This window comes from Emticicia aquatilis (assembly GCF_014644295.1).
GTDB lineage: Bacteria > Bacteroidota > Bacteroidia > Cytophagales > Spirosomataceae > Emticicia > Emticicia aquatilis.
This window is the reverse complement of record NZ_BMKK01000003.1, coordinates 663815-684937: the sequence shown is the minus strand read 5'-3', so window position 1 is coordinate 684937 and position 21123 is coordinate 663815. Positions and strand designations below refer to the sequence as shown.

Annotated in this window: 15 protein-coding genes; 11 read left to right on the top strand and 4 right to left on the bottom strand. The window is 38.5% G+C overall.

The window, feature by feature from the left end:
- Positions 1–72: 72 nt before the first annotated feature.
- Positions 73–1629 carry a RagB/SusD family nutrient uptake outer membrane protein gene (locus tag IEX65_RS10120; protein WP_188765929.1) on the bottom strand — a complete coding sequence of 519 codons (1557 nt, stop codon included), beginning with the start codon at positions 1627–1629 and terminating at the stop codon, positions 73–75.
- A 31-nt stretch (positions 1630–1660) separates the two neighbouring features.
- Positions 1661–4804, bottom strand: a complete 3144-nt coding sequence (locus IEX65_RS10115) for a SusC/RagA family TonB-linked outer membrane protein (RefSeq protein ID WP_188765928.1) — start codon at positions 4802–4804, stop codon at positions 1661–1663.
- 294 nt (positions 4805–5098) lie between these two features.
- Here IEX65_RS10115 and IEX65_RS10110 point away from each other — a divergent pair, with 294 nt between their 5' ends.
- The 10 genes from IEX65_RS10110 to IEX65_RS10065 all read left to right on the top strand — a co-directional run bounded on the left by IEX65_RS10110 (position 5099) and on the right by IEX65_RS10065 (position 17879).
- Positions 5099–5923 carry an energy transducer TonB gene (locus IEX65_RS10110; protein ID WP_188765927.1) on the top strand — a complete coding sequence of 275 codons (825 nt, stop codon included), beginning with the start codon at positions 5099–5101 and terminating at the stop codon, positions 5921–5923.
- A gap of 194 nt (positions 5924–6117) precedes the next feature.
- The gene (locus tag IEX65_RS10105; protein ID WP_188765926.1) at positions 6118–6933 is read left to right on the top strand and encodes an energy transducer TonB; all 816 of its coding nucleotides are present in this window, start codon (positions 6118–6120) and stop codon (positions 6931–6933) included.
- Between the two features lie 257 nt (positions 6934–7190).
- The gene (locus IEX65_RS10100; RefSeq protein WP_188765925.1) at positions 7191–7571 is read left to right on the top strand and encodes a hypothetical protein; all 381 of its coding nucleotides are present in this window, start codon (positions 7191–7193) and stop codon (positions 7569–7571) included.
- Between the two features lie 261 nt (positions 7572–7832).
- On the top strand, positions 7833–10346 hold the full coding sequence (locus IEX65_RS10095) for a YbcC family protein (protein ID WP_188765924.1): 2514 nt from the start codon (positions 7833–7835) through the stop codon (positions 10344–10346).
- 2 nt (positions 10347–10348) lie between these two features.
- Entirely contained in the window at positions 10349–12217 is a 1869-nt protein-coding gene (locus IEX65_RS10090; protein WP_188765923.1) for a proton-conducting transporter transmembrane domain-containing protein, read from the top strand.
- Between the two features lie 122 nt (positions 12218–12339).
- Entirely contained in the window at positions 12340–13935 is a 1596-nt protein-coding gene (locus IEX65_RS10085) for a SulP family inorganic anion transporter (protein ID WP_188765922.1), read from the top strand.
- A 76-nt stretch (positions 13936–14011) separates the two neighbouring features.
- Positions 14012–15298, top strand: a complete 1287-nt coding sequence (locus tag IEX65_RS10080; protein ID WP_188765921.1) for a carbohydrate porin — start codon at positions 14012–14014, stop codon at positions 15296–15298.
- A 135-nt stretch (positions 15299–15433) separates the two neighbouring features.
- The gene (locus tag IEX65_RS10075; RefSeq protein WP_188765920.1) at positions 15434–16228 is read left to right on the top strand and encodes a DUF2490 domain-containing protein; all 795 of its coding nucleotides are present in this window, start codon (positions 15434–15436) and stop codon (positions 16226–16228) included.
- Positions 16229–16368: 140 nt separating this feature from the next.
- Positions 16369–16821, top strand: coding sequence for a sterol desaturase family protein (locus IEX65_RS10070; RefSeq protein WP_188765919.1), 453 nt, complete (start codon positions 16369–16371; stop codon positions 16819–16821).
- Positions 16822–17111: 290 nt separating this feature from the next.
- Positions 17112–17879: a hypothetical protein gene (locus IEX65_RS10065; protein WP_188765918.1), complete on the top strand. Its 768-nt coding sequence runs from the start codon at positions 17112–17114 to the stop codon at positions 17877–17879.
- A gap of 60 nt (positions 17880–17939) precedes the next feature.
- Here the strand turns inward: IEX65_RS10065 and IEX65_RS10060 are convergent, their stop codons facing one another.
- A complete protein-coding gene (locus tag IEX65_RS10060; RefSeq protein ID WP_188765917.1) occupies positions 17940–19061 on the bottom strand; it encodes a lipid A deacylase in 1122 nt (373 codons plus the stop codon).
- A gap of 256 nt (positions 19062–19317) precedes the next feature.
- Between IEX65_RS10060 and recA the strand changes: the two genes are divergently transcribed.
- Positions 19318–20406, top strand: a complete 1089-nt coding sequence (recA, locus tag IEX65_RS10055) for a recombinase RecA (RefSeq protein WP_188765916.1) — start codon at positions 19318–19320, stop codon at positions 20404–20406.
- 85 nt (positions 20407–20491) lie between these two features.
- On the opposite strand, the gene IEX65_RS10050 is transcribed toward recA, so the two are convergent.
- The gene (locus IEX65_RS10050; protein WP_188765915.1) at positions 20492–20938 is read right to left on the bottom strand and encodes a hypothetical protein; all 447 of its coding nucleotides are present in this window, start codon (positions 20936–20938) and stop codon (positions 20492–20494) included.
- Positions 20939–21123 lie beyond the last annotated feature (185 nt).

Genomic DNA, 21123 nt, shown 5'->3' with positions numbered 1-21123 from the left:
ATTTATCATAAAAAAAGCCTTCTCTCAGTGAGAGAAGGCTTTTTGGTTAATAACCTAATCTAAATTTATTTCTTAGTTTGGATAGCCCGGATTTTGGGGTTTCAAATTCGGATTATTCAACATTTCTTGTTTTCCAAGCGGAAGCAACAAGTGTTTTTCTTGCAATGGTTGCTTAGAGCTTTGGTTGATATGCCCAACGAAATTATCGAATCCTTTGGTGGTTTCGTTGAATACTTTACGCAGACGTACCATATCAAACCAAGTGATTTGCTCATAGCACAACTCATGCCATCTTTCTTTCCAAACAGCCTCTCTAAACGAATCCTTCGTGTATGTACCTAATGCTGGTGTCGTGAGCGTTGCACGGTCTCTGATACGCTTAAAGGCATCATAAGCTTGTTGGTTTGGCCCACCAACTTCGTTTTGTGCTTCTGCAAATGTCAATAATACCTCAGCATATCTAATTTGTGGCACATTCAAGTTATCATTACGAGTACCCGCCACTCCAAATGAACCATTGGCTGTTTGGTTGAAGTGTTTGAAAATATAAGGTGCACCTAAATCGAATCTTGCTCCATTACCATTTGTAAAGTATGTAGTATAGAAATATCCCTCTTGGTCTTTTGTGCGTAAGTCGCCTTTTTCATAAGAGTTGTAGAAAGATATTGTTGGTACAGTACTACCTGTTCCGCCTGGGCCATTATAAGTTACTGGCTTAAAGTTAGGGAACATATTACCCATCGGATTTCCTGCAACCAATGTATTGTGCTGAATCATAAATAAATGCTCAACTTTGTTTTTAAGGCTTTCTCTATGTACATCAAGATAAGTCGGAAAAAGGTTGATTACCGTTGGGTTGCTATTAGCATAAGTAATTACTTCAAGAGCCTTATCTGCTGCCAATTTATAGTGCGATGCTCCTTTGCTCAGCGGAAAACCAGCCATCGTAAGATATACATTTGCTAATTGTGCTTTAACAGCCGCCAAACCAACTCTACCACTTGCATCCATCCATGCAAGTCCCGCATTTTCGGCTTCAGTCAAATCTGCAATAATCAATTTATATATATCTTCTTTTGGTGCTCTCGACGGTAAGAAATCTTCCGAACTCGCAGTTTGCGGATTGGTAATCAACGGAATATCTCCCCAAAGTCTTACGGCCGTAAAATACGCCGATGCACGCAAAAACTTAGCTTCACCCAAAATCTTTTTCTTTTGAGCATCAGGCATTGGCGTAATCGGTGGTACTTTCGCAATCACTTGATTTGCTTGTGCAATTACTTTATACAAACCATTCCAATAGTTTACTACGTGAGCGGTGTTTCCGTCATGAACCAAACCGTAGAGGTTATTGAGGTCAGAGTTCTGAGCCGTTTCGGTTGTCGAAGTTCCTGTTAAGGCTTCTAAAAGTTGCCAGTTAGAAGAGAAAATTCCAGCACCGCCACCCATAAATCGGAGGTCGGCATATACCGAAGCCAAAGCAGCCTCAGCGTGGTCTGGAATAGTATAAAAACTCTCAGGAGTGAGGTTTGAAGGAGCATTTTCTTTCAAAAAATCAGAACAACTGGTCTGACTAACCAATAATGCACTTGCAAGTGCGATTTTAAATTTATTAGAAATATATTTCATTTTTAATTCTATTTTCAAGATAATTCACTGATTAAAACGCAAGCTGTAAGCCCAACATATAAACTGTAGGTTTTGGATAATTGTGCCAAATCATACCTTGCGAGAAAGCACTGTTTCCATCGCCTTGGTTAGTTGGTGTTACCTCTGGGTCGCCTACGATTTTGTCTTTAAGCAATAAGAAGAAGTTTTGTGCAGAAGCATAAACTCTCAAGCGGCTCAATTTCAATCTTTCAGTTGTTGAATTCGGGAAAGTATAACCTAACAATAAGTTTTTACCACGTAAGAACGAACCATCTTTAATCCACCAGCTATCAACGTTTGTTACATATCCTGCTCTTGTATCTCTGATTTCAGCAATCATTGTATTTTGGTTTTGTGGAGTCCAAGCGTTCAATACTGATTTGTAGCTATTAGCCAATGCTTGGCGGTCTTCGCTGGCGTGAAGGTTCATCATCATTACATCGTTTCCGTAAGAATACTGTAATTCGAGCGTAAGGTCTAAGTTACCGTATTTCCAAGTATTCGTAAACCCACCCCAGAACTTAGGGCTACCGTTTCCGATAATCGAGCGGTCAGCATCAGTGATAGCGTTATCGCCGTTTACATCCAAATACTTAATATCACCAGGAAGAATAGTCAAACCATTGCGGTAACTTGTGAATTTAGCAGCTTGGTCTCTTTCGGCTTCGCTCCAAACACCCAAACGAGTAAGTCCCCAGAATGAACCAACTGGCTCTCCGATACGGATAATGTTAGTAGGGTTTGTAAAGTTAGGTCCACCAACGTTAAAGATATCAGAAGGCGTTGCCAACGAAAGCACCTTATTTTGGTTGAATGAAATATTGAAGTTAGTATTCCAACGGAATTTAGCCGAATTGAAGTTTACAGTATTTACAGCAAACTCAAAACCTTTGTTTTGCATCGAACCAACGTTTCTTCTGATAGTGCTATATCCACTTGTTTGTGGTACTGGAGCATCCAAAAGCATATCAGTTGTTTTACGATAGTAAAAATCAGCTTCGATGTTTACACGATTACTAAACAAGCCAATTTCTAAACCTACATCAGCTTGTGCTGTTTTTTCCCATTTCAAGTTAGGGTTTGCCAAACGAGAGATACCAGTTCCAGAAACACGAGTATCATTATAAATAGTAGCGTAGTTTGAGCTAAGTAATGATAATGACGAATACGAAGGGATTTCTGAGTTACCAGTAAGACCGTAGCTTGTACGTAATTTCAAGTTAGAAATAACAGTATTTTTGCTCATGAATTCTTCTTCCGAAATCTTCCATGCAAATGCTCCCGATGGGAAAAACGCAAACTTACTATTTTCACCGAATCTTGATGAACCATCGGCTCTACCAGTAAAAGTAAACAAGTATTTATTGCTCAAGCTGTAATTGATACGACCGAAATACGAGTTAAACGCAAAGCGTGATGCACCAGACCCAACGGCAGGAAGTGTAGAACCCGCACCTAAGTTATTGAAGCCAAAATAATCAGTAGCAAATCCACGTACACTTGCTGCAATATTAAAAAAATCTGTTTGTTGCCACGAAACCCCCAATAAACCAGTAAATGCGTGAATTTTATTGAAAGTTTTGTTGTAAGTCAAGAAATTCTCCAACGACCAAAAAGTTTGTTTTTGGTTTGAAGCAGAAGCAGTTCCTTGCTCACCAATTGCCAAAGTTCGTGTAGTAGATTGATTGTTTTCTTGGGTCATGATGTTTGCACCAAAAACAGTTTTCATCTCTAAACCTTTCGCAAAAGTGATGTTTGAGTATAACGACCCCGTAGTAGTTTGAGTATTCAAAATATATTTACGCCCCATCAAACGGTGAACTGAGCTAAAAGTACCCTCAGCAAAAGGGAAATCACGGTTGTTGGCATACGTACCATCGGCATATTGTACAGGAAGGAAAGGAAAATCTTCTACAATCTGACGTGCAACTGCATCATTAATATCTACAACATTCTCTGATTGATTGTTATAAGCAAGCGTACCTCCTACTTTCAACCATTTCTTGATTTGGTCATCAATCGTAAATCTTCCTGCATAGCGTTTCATGTAAGAAGTCTTAATTAGACCCTGGTCGTCTCTGTAACCCAACGAGAATGAATATTGAGTACGCTCATTACCGCCATTAAAACCTAATTGATGATTTTGTGAAAGTTTTGTTTGTGTCGATTCTTTAAACCAATCTGTATCATACAAAGGATTGCCTTGTGCATCAAAAACACGTGGGTCAGTACGACGCAATTTTGGATTCAAATACGCCCATCGGCCAGCTGCCCAACCCACTGGGTCGTATTTTTGCATATTAGCCCAAGCTAAATCTTCAACTGCCATATATTCCTTAGCGTTCAAGACTTCTGGACGGTTTGGTCCAATCGTATTTACGCTAAAATCAGAGCTGTAAGTTACTTGACTTTCATTCGCTTTTCCCTTCTTAGTTGTTACTAAAATAACACCATTTGCACCTCTCGCACCGTAGATAGCCGTAGAAGAAGCATCTTTTAGCACTTCTACCGAAACGATGTCGTTAGGGTTGATGTAATCAATAGCCGAACTAAATTGTGCTTGATTATTTTGCGGAAGCATCACACCATCAACTACATATAAAGGATTGTTTGATGAGTTGATTGAGCTAAATCCCCTTACACGGATAGTTGTACGACCACCTGGGCGACCTGAGTTGGTATTTACTTGCACACCCGACATTCTACCCGAAAGGGCTTGGTTCAATGACGCTGCTGGGCGTTCTAATAATTGTTCTTGTTTTACGGCACCCACTGCACCAGTCAAATCTGACTTCTTTTGTGTACCATAACCAATCACAACCATTTCATCCAAGACATTCTCTTTAGATGTAAGCACAATATCAAGGGTGGTTTTGTTTCCAACTACAATTTCTTGTGTATCATAACCCACAAACGACACCACTAAAACCGTTGAGTTGCTCGGTACTTCGATTTTGAAATTACCGTTAACATCCGTCCCTGCTCCTTTGGTTGTACCTTTAACGGCCACACTCGCCCCAATAATTGCCTCTCCAGTAGCATCTGTTACTTTACCCGTAACTACCTTGGAGTTTTGCCCCAACGCCACCAAAGAGAGTAAAAAGAATAGTACCGATAAGTACCTTGACTTGAATAGATAGAACTTACATTTCATAAAAAAATTAAGTTTTTTTGTTTTGTTTAATAATTAAGCTTTGAATAAAGTGTCAAATATATTAATATTTTTTAATAAATAAATACAATATAAATTACGAATTTATTAAATGGTCGTATTTTTTATTATTAATTAAAATTTATTGTAGTTTTTGGAGCAGAATAATAAAAAAATGTCGAGTAGATAGATACCTTGTAAGTATCCTAAAAAATATAAAAAATTTTCAAATTATTTTGAAAATTTAGAAACTTTCATTTACATTTGTAAACTTGAAGTGAACCATACCCATAAAGAATGAAAAAATTAACCTTAGTCGTCCTAACAGGCGTACTGTTGTGTTATACCTATGCACGTGGGCAAAACCCAACGTCACAACTGCCTGTTTCTGTACTTGTTATTGGCAATGAAGCCAAGAAAACCGCCCCAAATGCTGAGCAAGTAATTACCAAATACTACTCTGCCAATCGCAAAGAAGTAAAAGTACCCCAAGATGCTGCCTTCTATCGAGAGTTTAAGCAAGTAGCCGAAAAACTCTACCAAGTATGCGAATATCGCATCGACCGTCGCCCTTCAATGGAGCTTTATGTAACCAATACTGCTTATGATGTAAAAAATGGTCCCTATCGTTTATACTACCCCGACGGCATCTTGATTGATAATGAAGGAATGTACAAAAACGATGTTCAGGTAGGAAACTGGTACTATTACCACCGAAACGGCAAAATAAGTGGAAAGGAAATGTATGAAGATGGCCTGCTCGTTGATGCCGAATACTTCAACGAAGATGGTAGCAAACTCACTGATATTACGGCTGCCGTGCGTGAAAAACCAAGTTTTCCGGGCGGTGTGATTGAAATGGATAAATTCGTACAGAAGATTATCGAACTACCCGAAGAGGTCGTAAAAAACAAGATTACTGGTAAAATGGCCATAGGTTTTATCGTAGAGCCTGATGGCACATTATCAAGCCCTAAAATTGAGCTTTCGCTCAATCGTGCATTAGACGAAGCCGCATTTAAGGTACTCGACCAAATGCCCAAGTGGATTCCAGCAAAATCTCATAATCGTCTTATCAGAGCAAAGTACACCATGCCGATCACGATTACTATCAGAAAGTAATTATTTGTGCCTAATAATCTATAATAATACATAGATACGACCCACAACTGTATGTATCTATGCTCTAAGGAAAAGCCCAAAGGAGACTTTGGCATAGTTTTTGAAAAGTTATTAAACGGATACAAAATGTATCCCGAAAATTCTTTTTATCCAAGAATTTACGTGCTTAACACATACCCAAAAAGAATAATTACATGAGAAAGGTTTTTACCTCTGCCATTGCATTGAGCTTTAGCCTATCGGTTTTTGCTCAGACTTCAACCTCAGAAAACTCGCCCGTATATGCACAAGCATCAGAAGCGGCGAGTCCGCAAATTGATTTAACCTCAAACGATGTAACAAGAAAATATTTCAACGTTAATCGTGAAGAAGTAAAATCGCTGGATGGTGCAAAATTCATTCAGATTTCAAAGAAAAACGCCAAAGGCTCATGGGATGTAGCCGAATTTTTTGCTGATGGATTCTTACGTATGGAGGGAACGTTCTTGGATGAAAAATTAGAAACTCGCTCGGGGAAATTCAAATTCTATCGCCCAAGTGGTGTGATTGACTACGAAGGAGTTTACCAAGAAAACATTCCAACTGGCGAATGGAAATTCTATTTCCCGAATGGACAAATGAGTAGTTTGGAAGTATATGAAAACGGAAATAGAGTAAGAGAAGATTATTGGAATGAAGACGGCACAAGCCTAATCAATAAATCTTCAGGAGAGCGTTTATTACCGATGTTTAATGGCGGTCAGCTTTTAATGAGCGAATACCTCAAGAAAAACCTCCAATATCCGGCCGAAGCAGCAGCCAGCAAAATTGCAGGCAAAGTGGTTGTAAGTTTTTGGGTAAATGAAGATGGTACGATTGCAAATCCTAAAATCGAAGAATCTCTGGGAGCAATTTTTGACAATTCGGTCTTGAAGATGGTAAACGAAATGCCTAAATGGTTACCAGCCAGACATCATAATCGCCCAGCGAAACAAATGTATATATTACCAGTAGCTTTTAGTTATAATTGATATACGATATTTTCTTTACGTGTCCCCAAGCTGTTATTCTTCGGAGTAGCAGCTTTTTTATTTTTCCAAAATCATAAAATACAAGTTTATATTTTTAATTCTTTTTTAATCTCAGTATTAAATTTGGTAATTATTCAAATAATCTATTAGAATATTTTAAGAAATCAATATTTTTTAGAAATAAACCCTTGTTTTTTGGCCTTCAAATTCATTAAATTTGGTTAGACAAAAACCTAAGCTCTTATTAAATTCTATTCATGAAGATATTCCTGCCCATACTGTGGTTTGTGCTGAATGTATTGAGTTTCAATACATTGAGAAGCCCTTATGAACAAGGAGAGCAGGGTTCTGAACATTCAAAAATTTCATTTTGGTCGCAATCTTCTTCCCAACATTCATCCAACAAAAACTCTCAGATATATTTTCTTGCCGAAGAGTTTGAAGAAAACGTCGAAGAAGATGCCGATGGCGAATCTGAAATTCAGTTTTTAGATTATGACTTGGCAGATGCCACAAGTAGCTACCGTTTCCTGCCTACACTCACTGAGTATTCTGGCAGCATTCGTATAGCCCAAAAATATACTTCTCCTGCCAATAATCGGGCAAAATTTATTATTTATCAAAATATCCGAATCTGATATGCTCCTTGCATGAGTTAGACTCCCCTTGCTTTGGCCAAAGCCGAAAGTTTGATTCACTATTACTTTTCTCTAACTCAATACCAACACTTCTACCCCACTGTTCAGATTAAAGACTTTTAATCTCTTTTTTAAGTTGATTTTAGTACACCGTCTTTTATTTGTTGCATAGTTCAAATCGAACTGGGGTTTGAAAGAAAGTCGGATAGCCTCTTTCGAGCCTATTTTCGTTTTTCATATATATACTTAAAACCTTCCTTCATGAAAAAGAAACATTCAAACGAATCAAAAGGATTCGATGAACACGAGCTTTTGCATGAACTCAAGCACTTTTTGCCTGCACAAGCTCCGCTCAAAGACTTCGTTCATCACAACACGCTCCACGCCTTTCAAGATTTGAAATTCTATGATGCCATACGTAGAGCATCTAAAATTTTCGGATACAAAGTGTCGCTCTCGCTTGAGGAGTATCGTGCACTTTACTCAAAGGAGCAAATCAATAACGATATTTTAGAAAGAGCCATTGCTGATAGAAAAGGCAAAGCAAACGTAGAAGAGTGGAAAGCAAAAGCACTTTATGGCAAGTATGATGAATCTATTCATCCGAAAGTTGGTATGCTTCGTTCTAACTGGAAGAAAAAATACTACATCGACCTTGACCTTTTGGTGCATCCGCTTCTATTCAGAATTTTGTGTAGCTACCTCGACCAAGGTATTTCGACTTGGAGTTTTCCTGATTCGAAAAAAGGATTTTTGGCTTCAATGCAGGAAATCGAAAAAAATACTTTTAGTAGTTTTTTCAAAAATCCTCGTGCTAAAAAACTCTTACTCGATGGCACCGCTACGATTGAAAGTTTGCTCGCACTGATTGTTGGCGACCAATCGCTTTTTAATCAATATATATTCGACCAACAATTTGCTCATCAAGGATGGGCAGGTATGGTTTCGGCAGTAGAAGATTTACCTCAAACCCTGCTCGACCAAAAGAAAATTACGCTTAAAGAACTCATCATTTTTGAACTTCTACTCGAAATTGATGCTCTTGATACAAAATTTGGTGAAAACTGGGCATCGTTGAGCCAACGTCTTGATTCAAAACCTGCCGATTTATTTGAAGAAGTTCCAGTAACCGAACTTAGCGAATTGCTCAATATTTGGCAAGATGCTTTTGAATGGAGCTACTATGACCAAGTTTTGGCAGGCTTGAAAGTGAATCAACCAAGCCACGAAAGAGCCGAAGAGAAGACTTTTCAAGCAATGTTCTGTATCGATGACCGTGAGTGTTCGATTAGACGTTATTTAGAAAAATTTGATGAAGGCTGCAAAACTTACGGTACTGCTGGATTTTTTGGGGTAGAGTTTTTTTATAAACCCGTACACGCCAATTCATCAACCAAGCAATGCCCTGCCCCAGTAACACCGAAATATCTGATAAAAGAAGAGATTCCGAATGCAAAGGCAAAGTCGAATAATGATATTCACTTTGAGAAGCATTCACATTCGCTTTTTACGGGTTGGTTTATTGCCCAAACAGTAGGTTTCTGGTCGGCACTTCGTTTGATGCTCAATATTTTTCGTCCATCAGAAAATGCCGCAGCGGTATCTTCTTTCAAACACATGGACAATGCCTCGAAACTTACAATCGAAAACAGTAATCCTAATGATATAGAAGACGGCTTGCAAGTGGGCTTCACGGTACAAGAAATGGCTCTACGTGTAGGAAATCTTTTGAACAGCATTGGTTTGGTAAAAGATTTTGCTTCGATAGTCTATGTAGTGGGTCATGGTGCAAGTAGCGTAAACAATACTCACTATGCAGGTTATGATTGCGGAGCGTGTTCGGGTCGCCCAGGTTCGGTCAATGCCCGTGTGATTAGCTTCATGGCCAATCACGCAGGTGTACGTGAGATTTTGAGAGGACAAGGCATTGATATTCCAGATAGTACGCAGTTTGTAGGAGCATTGCACGATACTACTCGTGACGAAATCGCTTTCTACGATACAACTATTCTTTCGGCAGAAAATCAACAAAAACATATTAAAAACGAGGCTCTTTTTGTGAAGGCACTTGACTTTAATGCAAAAGAGCGTTCGAGAAGATTCGAGTCGATTGATACACATGCTTGTCCCGAAGAAATTCATGAGCGTATCCGTATCAGAGCGGTGTCGTTATTCGAGCCACGTCCAGAACTCAACCACGCCACCAATGCTTTGTGTATTGTTGGTCGAAGAGAAATGTCGGAAGGTTTATTCCTCGACCGTCGTTCGTTTATGAACTCTTTTGATTATCGAGTTGACCCCGAAGGTAAATTTTTGGTAAATATCCTTAATGCCGTAGCTCCTGTTTGTGGAGGTATCAACCTCGAATATTATTTTTCAAGAGTTGATAATCATAAGTTGGGGGCTGGTTCAAAACTGCCACACAATGTAATGGGACTTTTTGGAGTAGCCAATGGTATCGACGGCGACCTTCGTCCTGGCCTTCCGAGCCAAATGATTGAAGTACATGACCCAATCAGATTGATGGTGATTGTAGAGCATTTCACAGATATAGTTTTGTCGGCGATTCAGAAATCTGACCAAACTTACGAATGGTTTAATAACGAATGGATTCATTTAGTAGTGGTCAATCCGCTGACTAAAGAACTTTCTTACTTCAAAGATGGTGGTTTTACGACCTACGAACCTTTGCAGAAGACACTCAAATCTGTGCGAGACTTTGAAGAGTTGATTGAATCGCACCAAGAAAATTTCCCTGTTTATTTAATCAAGTGATTATGACTCCGATACTTCAGTTATTTATATTTATTCCCTTACTGGGTTTTTTTATCAGTTTATTGATTCCAGATAAAAACGAAACGGCTATTTCAAGAACAGCGTTTCTGACAGTTGGTGTAACATTACTCAGCGTAATTGGATTTGTGGCTTACTGGCTATTCAATGGACATCCAGTGCTTAATCTCAAAGAAATCGTGCTTTTCAAATCGAAAGAATATGAGTTTTTGGTCGATTTATGCTTCGATAAAATCACGGTTGTGTATCTATTAGTAGGTGCGTTTCTAACTTTCTTGGTTACAATCTATAGTCGTTATTATTTACACCGTGAGCGTGGCTACAAACGTTTTTTCAATACTATTCTATTCTTTTATTTAGGATATAATATCACGATTCTATCAGGCAATTTTGAAACACTTTTTGTGGGTTGGGAAGTGCTGGGTGTTTGTTCATTTTTGCTGATTGCTTTTTATCGTGACCGTTATCTGCCAGTAAAAAACGCTATCAAAGTATTTTCTGTTTACAGAATCGGTGATGTAGGCTTGATTTTGGCTATGTGGGCAAGCCACCATTTGTGGCACGAAAACATCACATTCTTGAAACTGAGCAATTATGAACTCGTACACGAGCATCTCGAAAGCCACAGCTACATCGGCGTTTTCATCTCATTGATGATTTTGGTGGCAGCTGCAGCTAAATCTGCTCAATTACCGTTTTCGTCGTGGTTGCCTCGTGCTATGGAAGGCCCAACGCCATCGAGTGCTATTTTCTATGGTTCATTGTCGGTGCATTTAGGCGTGTTTTTGTTGATGCGTACTTATCCGTTTTGGGACCACCAAATTTCGGTTCGTATCCTCATTGTGCTACTTGGCTTATGTACGGCCTTGATTGCATCGCCTATCGCAAGGGTACAATCTTCGGTCAAAAGCCAGATTGCCTATGCTTCGATTGCACAAATCGGTATTATTTTCATTGAAGTTGCTTTAGGATTCGAGAAATTCGCTCTTTTCCACTTTGCAGGAAACGCTTTTTTACGCACTTACCAACTTTTGGTTTCTCCATCGGTGGTTAGTTATAAAATCCGTGAGCAGTTCTACAATTTCGTGCCTCGTCATCATACAATCGAAGATAGTTTACCGAAGAAAATCGAATATTCTATCTATTTATTGAGCCTAAAAGAGTTTAATCTTGATTCGTTCATGAATTATATTCTTTGGAAACCGCTCAAAAATATTGGCCGTAAACTCGATTTCTTGACTGTTAATCGCCTGTTATTACTCTTTATCCCTGCTTATTTATTGGGTCTTGGTTTCCTTTTCATCAACGGAAATGGCAGCGAACACCCACACGAATACCTACCTGGGGCTTTTGCCTTGATTGGGCTATTGATGATTCTGAAATCATTTTCGGAAAGAAAAAGCCCATTGATGAGCTGGTTATTGCTGATAATGAACCACTTCTGGATTGCCTTGGCGATTTCGTTCAACGAAAAATTTGAATTGACTGAAGTTATCTTTTATCTCAGCGGAGTGGTGGTATCTGGGATAGTAGGTTATTGGGGAATCAATAAACTTAAAAGCTACGAGCAAAACATCGACCTCAATCAGTTTCACGGACACTCATTTGAGCATCCGAAATTTGCGATGGTCTTTTTGTTGGCTTGTTTAGGTTTGGCGGGCTTCCCGATTACCCCAACCTTCATCGGCCTTGACTTAGTGTTTAGCCATATTCACGAAAACCAAGTGGTTTTGGCTTATGCGGCAGCATCAAGTTACATTTTAGCAGGTATCTCTCTGATTCGTTTGTACTCTCGCCTATTCCTCGGGCCACACGTAAAAACGTATCACGAAACAGCCTATAAATCATCATAATTAGTTACTGGAAACTTGTTATTGTACTTCAGTTAATGACCAATAACCAGTTCCCCAATAACTAATAACCAAAACCAAGCCTTAAATAAATTCTAATAAAAGTAATTTTTAAATAAAACGAAATGGAAAACAAAACAAAACTCATATTACCTAAAGACGGTATTGAAGGTTTGAAAGAAAACTTCTCGACAGATGCGATGTCAGGGTTTATCGTATTCTTATTGGCCTTGCCTTTAAGCTTAGGTATTGCTAAGGCATCAGAATTTCCGCCAATTATGGGCTTAATTACTGCAATTATTGGTGGTATTGTAGTGAGTCTTTTTATGGGTTCACGCCTGACGATTAAAGGCCCTGCCGCTGGTTTGATTGTAATTGTGGCTGGTGCTGTTGGCGAGTTTGGTGGTGGCGAAACTGGCTGGCATTTGGCTCTCGGAGCAATGGTAGTGGCAGGTATCGTACAGATTTTATTTGGTGTATTCAAACTCGGAAAACTGGCAGATTTCTTTCCGCTTTCTGCCATTCACGGAATGCTCGCTGCCATTGGTTTGATTATCATTGCCAAGCAAATTCCTGTATTGTTAGATGTGGCTCCAGCCATGACAAAAGGCAAAGGCCCAATCGCATTATTGGCTTCGATTCCAGAGTTTATTATGCACCTCGACCCTAAAGCGACGCTGATTGGGGTTGTAAGTTTAGCAATTATGTTGGGCTGGCCTTTTATTAAAGGTCCACTCAAGAAAGTACCAGCTCCTTTGGTAGTTTTATTGATTGCCATTCCTGCCGAATTAATCATGGATTTCCAAACAACTGAGCCAGCTTATGCTTTGGTTCACATCGGAAATTTGCTCGAAAACGTTAAAATCAATGTCGATTTCGCAGGTTTTGCTCAAACAGGTATTTTCATCAAATACGTAATTATGTTTGCTTTGGTGGGTTCGTTAGAGTCTTTATTGACCGTAAAAGCCATTGATATGCTTGACCCGTACCGTCGTAAATCTGATGCAAACAAAGACCTTATTGCTGTTGGTATTGGTAATACAATTGCGGCAGTTTTGGGTGGTTTGCCGATGATTTCAGAAGTTGCACGTAGTTCTTCAAACGTAAATAATGGTGCTAAAACTCGTTGGGCAAACTTCTTCCACGGATTCTTTATTTTAGCATTCGTATTATTGGCTTCGCACCTTATCGAATTGATTCCGAATACGGCCTTAGCTGCTATGTTGATTACCGTAGGTATAAAATTGGCTCACCCAAGAGAGTTTATCCATACTTTCAAAATCGGAAAAGAGCAGTTGGCTATTTTCTTAGTAACTATTTTCTTCACGCTTTTTGAAGATTTATTAGTAGGTATTGGTGCTGGTATGTTGCTCAAAATAATCATCCACATGTACCACGGAGCTTCGGTGACTGCACTTTTCAAAGCTCCAGTTGTAGTGTCATTTACTGAGGATACATATTTGGTTGAGATTGACAAAGCAGCGATTTTTACCAATTATTTAGGTATAAAATCTAAACTTGAAGCGATTCCTCCAGGTTTCAAAGTAATCATTGACTTGAAAGGCACAAAATTGGTTGACCACTCTGTGATGGAAAACTTGCACCATTTTGAGCATGATTATACCCAAAGTGGCGGTAGTGTTTCTGTCATCGGTTTGGAAGAACACGAACCAGTATCAGAACATAAATTGGCTGCTCGTAAAAAAGTAGTGAAAGCCTAATAAATTATTTTAAGTGGTTGATAAGGCCTCATTATCAACCACTTAAAATATTACATCAACGCAATAAGACCTGAAAATGAAAGCAAAATTCATAAGTTGCTATTGTCTGTTATTATCTTTTTCTGCCATCGCACAACAACCTTTCACGTTTCATTTCCAACAAACCGTAGTTTCACAAACAAAACCCAGTATTAACGCACCGTATAGCGGCACAAATAGCTTGATTCAATCAAAAGAAACCCAAGCTTCTATTACTGCTACATTTTTTACGGGAGCAAAACTCTGGAAAGGTGCAGAAGGATATTTTGATGCAGAATTATCGGGTGGAAGTGGTTTAAGTGGAGCAAAAGGAATTGCAGGCTTTACGAATGGCGAAGCGTTTAGAATTGGAGATGCCGCTCCCAAAATATACTTGGCAAGGCTTTATCTCAAACAAACTATTCCGCTCTCGAAAGAGTACGTAACTGTCGAAGATGGGATTAATCAAATAGCGACAAAATACCCGAAGAAATACCTTCGGTTTGTGCTTGGCAAGTTTTGTCTATCTGATTTCTTTGATTTGAATACGTACAGCCATGACCCTCGCTCACAGTTTATGAATTGGGCTTTGATGAGTCACGGAGCATGGGACTACGCCGCCAATGTGCGTGGTTATACCTCAGGTTATATGGTTGAGTACGGAAGTCCAGAGATTGGTATTAGATTCAGCACAACGGCGGTGCCAACTACTGCCAATGGTCCTGATTTAAATTACCATTTTGCCAAAAATTACTCACATTCATTCGAAGTGTCAAAGCCCTTTGGTGAATCTGGAAAGCAAATGGTCATTCGTTTGTTAGGCTATTATACCAAAACCTACATGGGAAATTATGCAATAGCTACCCAAACGGTTGATAAGGATATTACCGAAACTCGAAAAGATGGCAGAACCAAGATGGGATTTGGCTTAAATGCCGAACAACAACTTAACGCTAATGCGGGGCTGTTTTTCAGAACGAGCTGGAACGATGGAAAAAATGAAACTTGGGCTTTTACCGAAATCGACCATTCAATTAGTTTGGGTTTCTCAAATACAGGAACAAAGTGGAAAAGACCTAACGATACTTTTGGCGTAGCAATCGTAGCCAATGGCATCTCGAAAGAGCATCAGGCGTATTTGGCCAGTGGTGGTTATGGATTTATTGTAGGAGATGGGAAATTAAACTATGGTTTAGAGAAGATTTTTGAAACCTACTACAACATTCACCTTCACGATAAACATTTTTGGTTAGCTCCTAATTATCAGTTTGTGGTCAATCCAGCTTATAACAAGGATAGAGGCCCCGTAAATGTTTTCAGTTTGAGGGCTCACGCAGAATTTTAAGCATTATCTTCGTAGCAAATTTTACTCGTTTATTAGGAGCGGGAAGCTATTTTTTTGTCTGAATTTTAATTATTTATCTAAGAGATTACCGAAATAAATCTCGACTAATCACAACAAATTTTAACACGTAAATCAATGAAAAATATCAAAAAACTCATATTCGGGCTATTTTTGGGCTTAACTTCGCTCTCTACTTTTGCCCAAACAAAAAGTCAAAACAACGATATTTGGTTGCATTATGTAGGCAAAAATATGCTCACTAAAAAGCTATCTTTTACGCTCGAGGCTACCATGCGATATGCCAATGGTTTCAGCGAAAAACAGCAATATTTCATTCGCCCATCGTTTGACTATCAGTTTACCAAGCATTTTATCGGAAGCGTTGGTTTTAGTCATTATAACACTTATGTGTATGGTAGCCCAGCCATCAATAAACGCCCGATTCCAGAAAATCACCCATGGATTCAAGGAACTTTCAATCATCAGTTTGGCGATTTGAAACTCACCAATCGCTTACGAAATGAGTTCCGTTTTGTGGGTATTGCAAGCAGCACAGTAGCTACACCAACAGGGCCATCCGACTACGCAATCAGCGACTACAAATTCCGTGACCGCCTGCGTTATATGGTTTTGGCTACTTATCCGCTCGTGAAAGTAGATAACAAGCCAAAATTACTCGGTATCATCGGCGATGAAGCCTTTATGAACATCGGGCCACTCGGAACTGACATTAGCAAAAATAATGTCGGTAAAACCTTCATGAATCAAAACAGAATTATTGCTGGTTTGGGGTATGTTTTCAATCCTCACCACCAAATTCAATTATGCTATATTCATCAAAACATCTGGAATTTCTCTGATACCATCGAAGAAAGCAACCCAACGGTGCGTTTATCTTATCTTACAAATTTCTCGTTTGCGAAGAAGTAACTAATTGTAATCAGAAAGCATCCGAAATCTCTGTTTTATCTAAAGCAGAGATTTTTTCTGTTATAAGCACACTAAAATCGCTTTTATTCCAAAACATTCGTTCATAATTTTGTGTTGTATTTTAAAAACTAATTCAATTTATGCTTATCAAGTTTTTAATAGTAGTTGGCACATTTGCGTTTATGGAATTTATGGCATGGTTTGCACACAAATATATCATGCACGGCTTTGGCTGGGCTTGGCATGCCGACCACCACAACCACCACAAAGGTTTTTTTGAAAAGAATGATTATTACGCAGTTGTATTCAGTATTGTGGCTTCGTCAACGATTATTTACGGGAATCTGAATCCAGAGTTCTGGTATTTAACTTGGTTTGGAGCGGGCGTAACGCTCTACGGTGTAGCCTATTTTGTGTTTCATGATATTATCGTTCACCGCCGAGTCAAAATCAAGTTTGTGGCAAAAAGCAAATACATGAAGCGTATTATGCACGCTCACTACATTCATCACAAAGTACATACAAAAGATGGTGCTGAGGCATTTGGTTTTTTATACGCTCCCGAAAAATACGAGCCAAAACAAAGAGATTAAAAGAGTAGTATATTCCGAATTAGACGTGTTAGCGTGGCAAAACTACCTCGGTAGATTGCCACGTTTTTTTATTATTTTAGGAGTATATTGTTCGTCGAAAAACTTATTATACTACCGTACAATAACCATTCCGAAACTGATATTTTGTTATTCAACGCTACAAAATATATTGTAATCTGTTGACTATAAGCACTTTTCAGTAACAATAAATTTACGAGCATCTTCACTGAAACTTTAGCACGATTTTTGCACCGCTTAATCATAATCCGAAAATAGCCCTTCGTGACTTTATGAAAAACGCTGTTGCATACCTAATACTTTGGTTTTCTGTTAGTTCGGCATTTGCTCAAACAGCGAGCAATATCTCCGAATCCATTTACCGAAGTTTTTATAACGAAACTATTACAATCAAACCCGATAACCCCGATAAGGTAATCAAACGCCGATACGGAATTTTTATCGACACCACACAAAACTCAGTTTTTTGTCAGAATTTAGAACAACGCATTGACCTCGACGACTATTATCAATCTATCGTTTTTCGTCATTGTAGAGATTTTAAAGCTGCAAAAAAAATGAAAGAACTTTGGTCGTTTAAGGATGACACTTTGTATAATTCATTACCAAAAAAATGGTTTGAAGCACAAGAATTAAACGGTAAAACTTACGTCTTTTGCCCAAAGACAATCAAAGGGCATTATTCTTTTCACTTGACCGATTCGACAATCGTAACAACCAAAGGAGAAGGCCCCGAAACACATTTCATAAAGTCAGTAAAAAAGTTTCAAAACTCAATCATTATTGACTGTTTTCAGGGAAGTAAGTTTACCATTAAAGTACTTGACCCTAAAACTAAACTGGCTATTTGGAAAATGGAAGATACTCGCTACGAACACGGTGTTATTTACCGCCTTTCGGTGCCTGTGAGTAGTTTCAAATACTATAACATGATTGTGAATCACAGTGCCGAGGATAAAGTGCCAGATGACCTCGTTTTTGATGAAATCGACTACGAGAATCTACTTTCATTTACAGGAAAAATGAAAGCAAGATTCTGATAATAATATTGAAAATTGCTGTTGAAGAGTTGTTTGCCATAGGTTTTCCTATGGCTTTTTTTATATTTTACAGTTTAGATATAAACCTTCTGAATGCTCAAAAATTCGGCTATTAAAATCATAATAAGGCTCAACTCTGAGCGACACACTTACTTGCTTCGAAATCTTCCAATCTCTTACAAGCCTTATTATCAACAAACTACGTGTGTTTTCATAGTATCCTTCGTTATTGAATTTACGAGAACTTGACTGCATCAAATCATTGCCAAACGGTGAATTAAAGAAACTACCAAACCAATAACTAAAGCCCACCTGATATTTCGGATTTCGCCAGTAAGAATTCAGATAATAAGCCGACCCTTGCAGCGGCGACTCGAAATATCCAACATAATAATTATCTATCGTCACCGATTGATTTTTACCAAAGTTTTTCTTTATACGAAGCCCAGCCGCAGGATTTATAAGCGTACGTACGGGTAGTAAACTCTGAATATTCTGTCCACCCATGTGCAGCACACTCGCCTGTGCAAGTGCCTGAAATTTAATATCTTTGATACTCACAGCAGGGCTATAACATGACACCCCAGCCCAAATCCGTTCTTGATTTGTGCGTCCTGCAATCGTGGTTTGTTGCCAGTCGAGCCAACCATCAAAGAAAGCCTCTTTCTTTTGATACTTGGCCTGAAAACCATGCTCCAAAGGCTGTGTCAAGACTCGCTCAAAAGTCATCAATGGCTCAATCAAACGGTGGTTGACATTTCCTTCGATATTGCCAAACAAAAACCTCCAATCTTTTTGTTTTATCTGTACTGTAAAAGTTGGTTCTATTTCTTTCAAACCATTGTGGCCGTATTCTTTTCTGACAAACACCCCTGCATCAATTTGTACTTTTTTATGAATCTTATAACCCACCGTTGGGTTGACATAATAGCCTATAAGTGTATAACCATCAGCCATTTCATTGAAATACTCATTGTTTTTTACATAAACTAAAGTATTTAACTTTAATTGTACTTTTCCTATATCAATGCCAGTAATTTTATGATTATTTTCGAGGCTAATATTATCTACTTGTGCGTATGTATATGTATGCACGCACGCAAAGTTGCATATACAAAAAAATAAAGATTTTAAAAAGCCATTCATCATTAAAAAAAACCGTTCATCAAATTTTTTGAGCATTGTATTAGATATTTGTATTACCTTTGTAGTGTTCAAATCAGCAACACAGGTAAGGATTAGAACAAAGAATGTATTAAAAAAACCTGTAAATTTTTCGATATTTTTAACAAAATTAAATTGTATTTTTTTAATATATTAAAAATAAAAAACACTTAGTTTTTCTAATAAAAAACCACTAATTTTGAAATATAAACAAATTTTACCTAAATAGTAGTAGTTTGTAGTAATATCATTAAAATTCAATTTTAAAAATAAAATGGCAGCAGAAAAAGAACCAAAAGGCGACGACAGAGCAAACAAATTGAAAAGTCTCCAAACCACAATGGAGAAACTCGATAAAACCTACGGTAAAGGAACGGTAATGAGATTGAGCGATGCGAAGGTAATGGAAGTACCAGTTATCTCGACAGGTTCGCTTGGCCTTGACCTTGCTCTTGGAGTGGGTGGTTTTCCGAAAGCACGTATCATCGAAATCTACGGACCAGAGTCTTCGGGTAAAACAACTCTTGCGATGCAAGCAATTGCCGAAGCTCAAAAACAAGGTGGTATTGCGGCATTTATTGATGCAGAACATGCTTTCGACCGCAGTTATGCCGAGAAACTGGGCATTGATACCAAAAATTTATTAATCTCACAACCTGACTACGGCGAGCAAGCACTCGAAATTGCCGAACATTTGATTAGCTCTGGTGCGGTTGATATTATCGTGATTGACTCAGTAGCTGCCCTTGTACCGAAAGCCGAACTCGAAGGCGACATGGGTGATAGCAAAATGGGACTCCAAGCACGTATGATGTCGCAAGCCATGCGTAAGCTAACTGGTACGATTAACAAAACTGGCTGTTGCTGTATTTTCATCAACCAATTGCGTGATAAGATTGGTGTGATGTTTGGTAGCCCAGAAACAACCACTGGTGGTAATGCCTTGAAATTCTACGCTTCGATGAGAATTGATATTCGTAGAATTGGCCAAATTAAAGATGGTGACGATATTCTTGGAAACCGTACTCGTGTGAAAGTTGTGAAAAACAAACTTGCTCCGCCATTCAAAGTAGTGGAATTCGATATTCTTTACGGACAAGGGGTATCAAAAGCGGGCGAAGTACTCGACTTAGCAGTTGATTTAGAGATTGTGAAAAAATCGGGTTCGTGGTTCTCTTACGGAACATCAAAATTAGGCCAAGGACGTGACGGTGTGCGTGATATGTTGAAAGACAATCCAGAATTGATGGCCGAATTAGAAGAAAAAATCAAAGCAACTGTTGCAACCGATGCCGATGCACTCTTGGACTCTAAACCAGGCGACCAAGATGGTGTAATCGAAGACGAAACAGTTGAAGATTAAGAATATTAGATTATAGGAAATAAGTAAAATTTAAAAAGACAGCCTTTTAGACTGTCTTTTTTTGTGTTTATAGACTAAACTTTAATTATAACGTAGAATCAGATTTTGCTTCACTTGCTGGAGCGGGAACAGTATGCTGCGGAAAAGTCTCTACTGGAACTGGCGTAGGATGGGTCAAAAATTCTACATCATTCACAAAGTATTTAGTATCACCATTCCACGGAAACTGAAAGAATTTTTCTGAATACTTCAACGTTACACGTTCGCCAGTTTTTAAAGCTCGTTGTAATTTAGTGATAGTTGAATCAGTTTTACACGAAAAATCGAAATAACGTGGCGTAAGCGTGCCTGTTTCACCCGAATATCCACCTTCATTTAGCACACCTTCATAAGTTTTAAATACATAACCTCTTTCGCTAAGTTTTGAGATTGTGCCTGCACGTTCGCCTTTAGAATAGTAGCCAGCAGTAAGATAATAGCCAACGCCAACGAGGAGTCCGAGTATGATAAAAAGAGTAATTTTGAATTTCATTGCTTGAAAAAGTTTATTGGTTTTGATGATACAAAAGAACGGATTTTTTAGAAATATGCAAAGAATTGTGGGCGATAGTCCATAGATGGTCATCAAGAGTGTTGAATGATGGCTTTTGGATTATATACTAATAAGACGAACCTACACTTTGAAAGGTAACAAGCTTGACAAGAAATAACAGGATG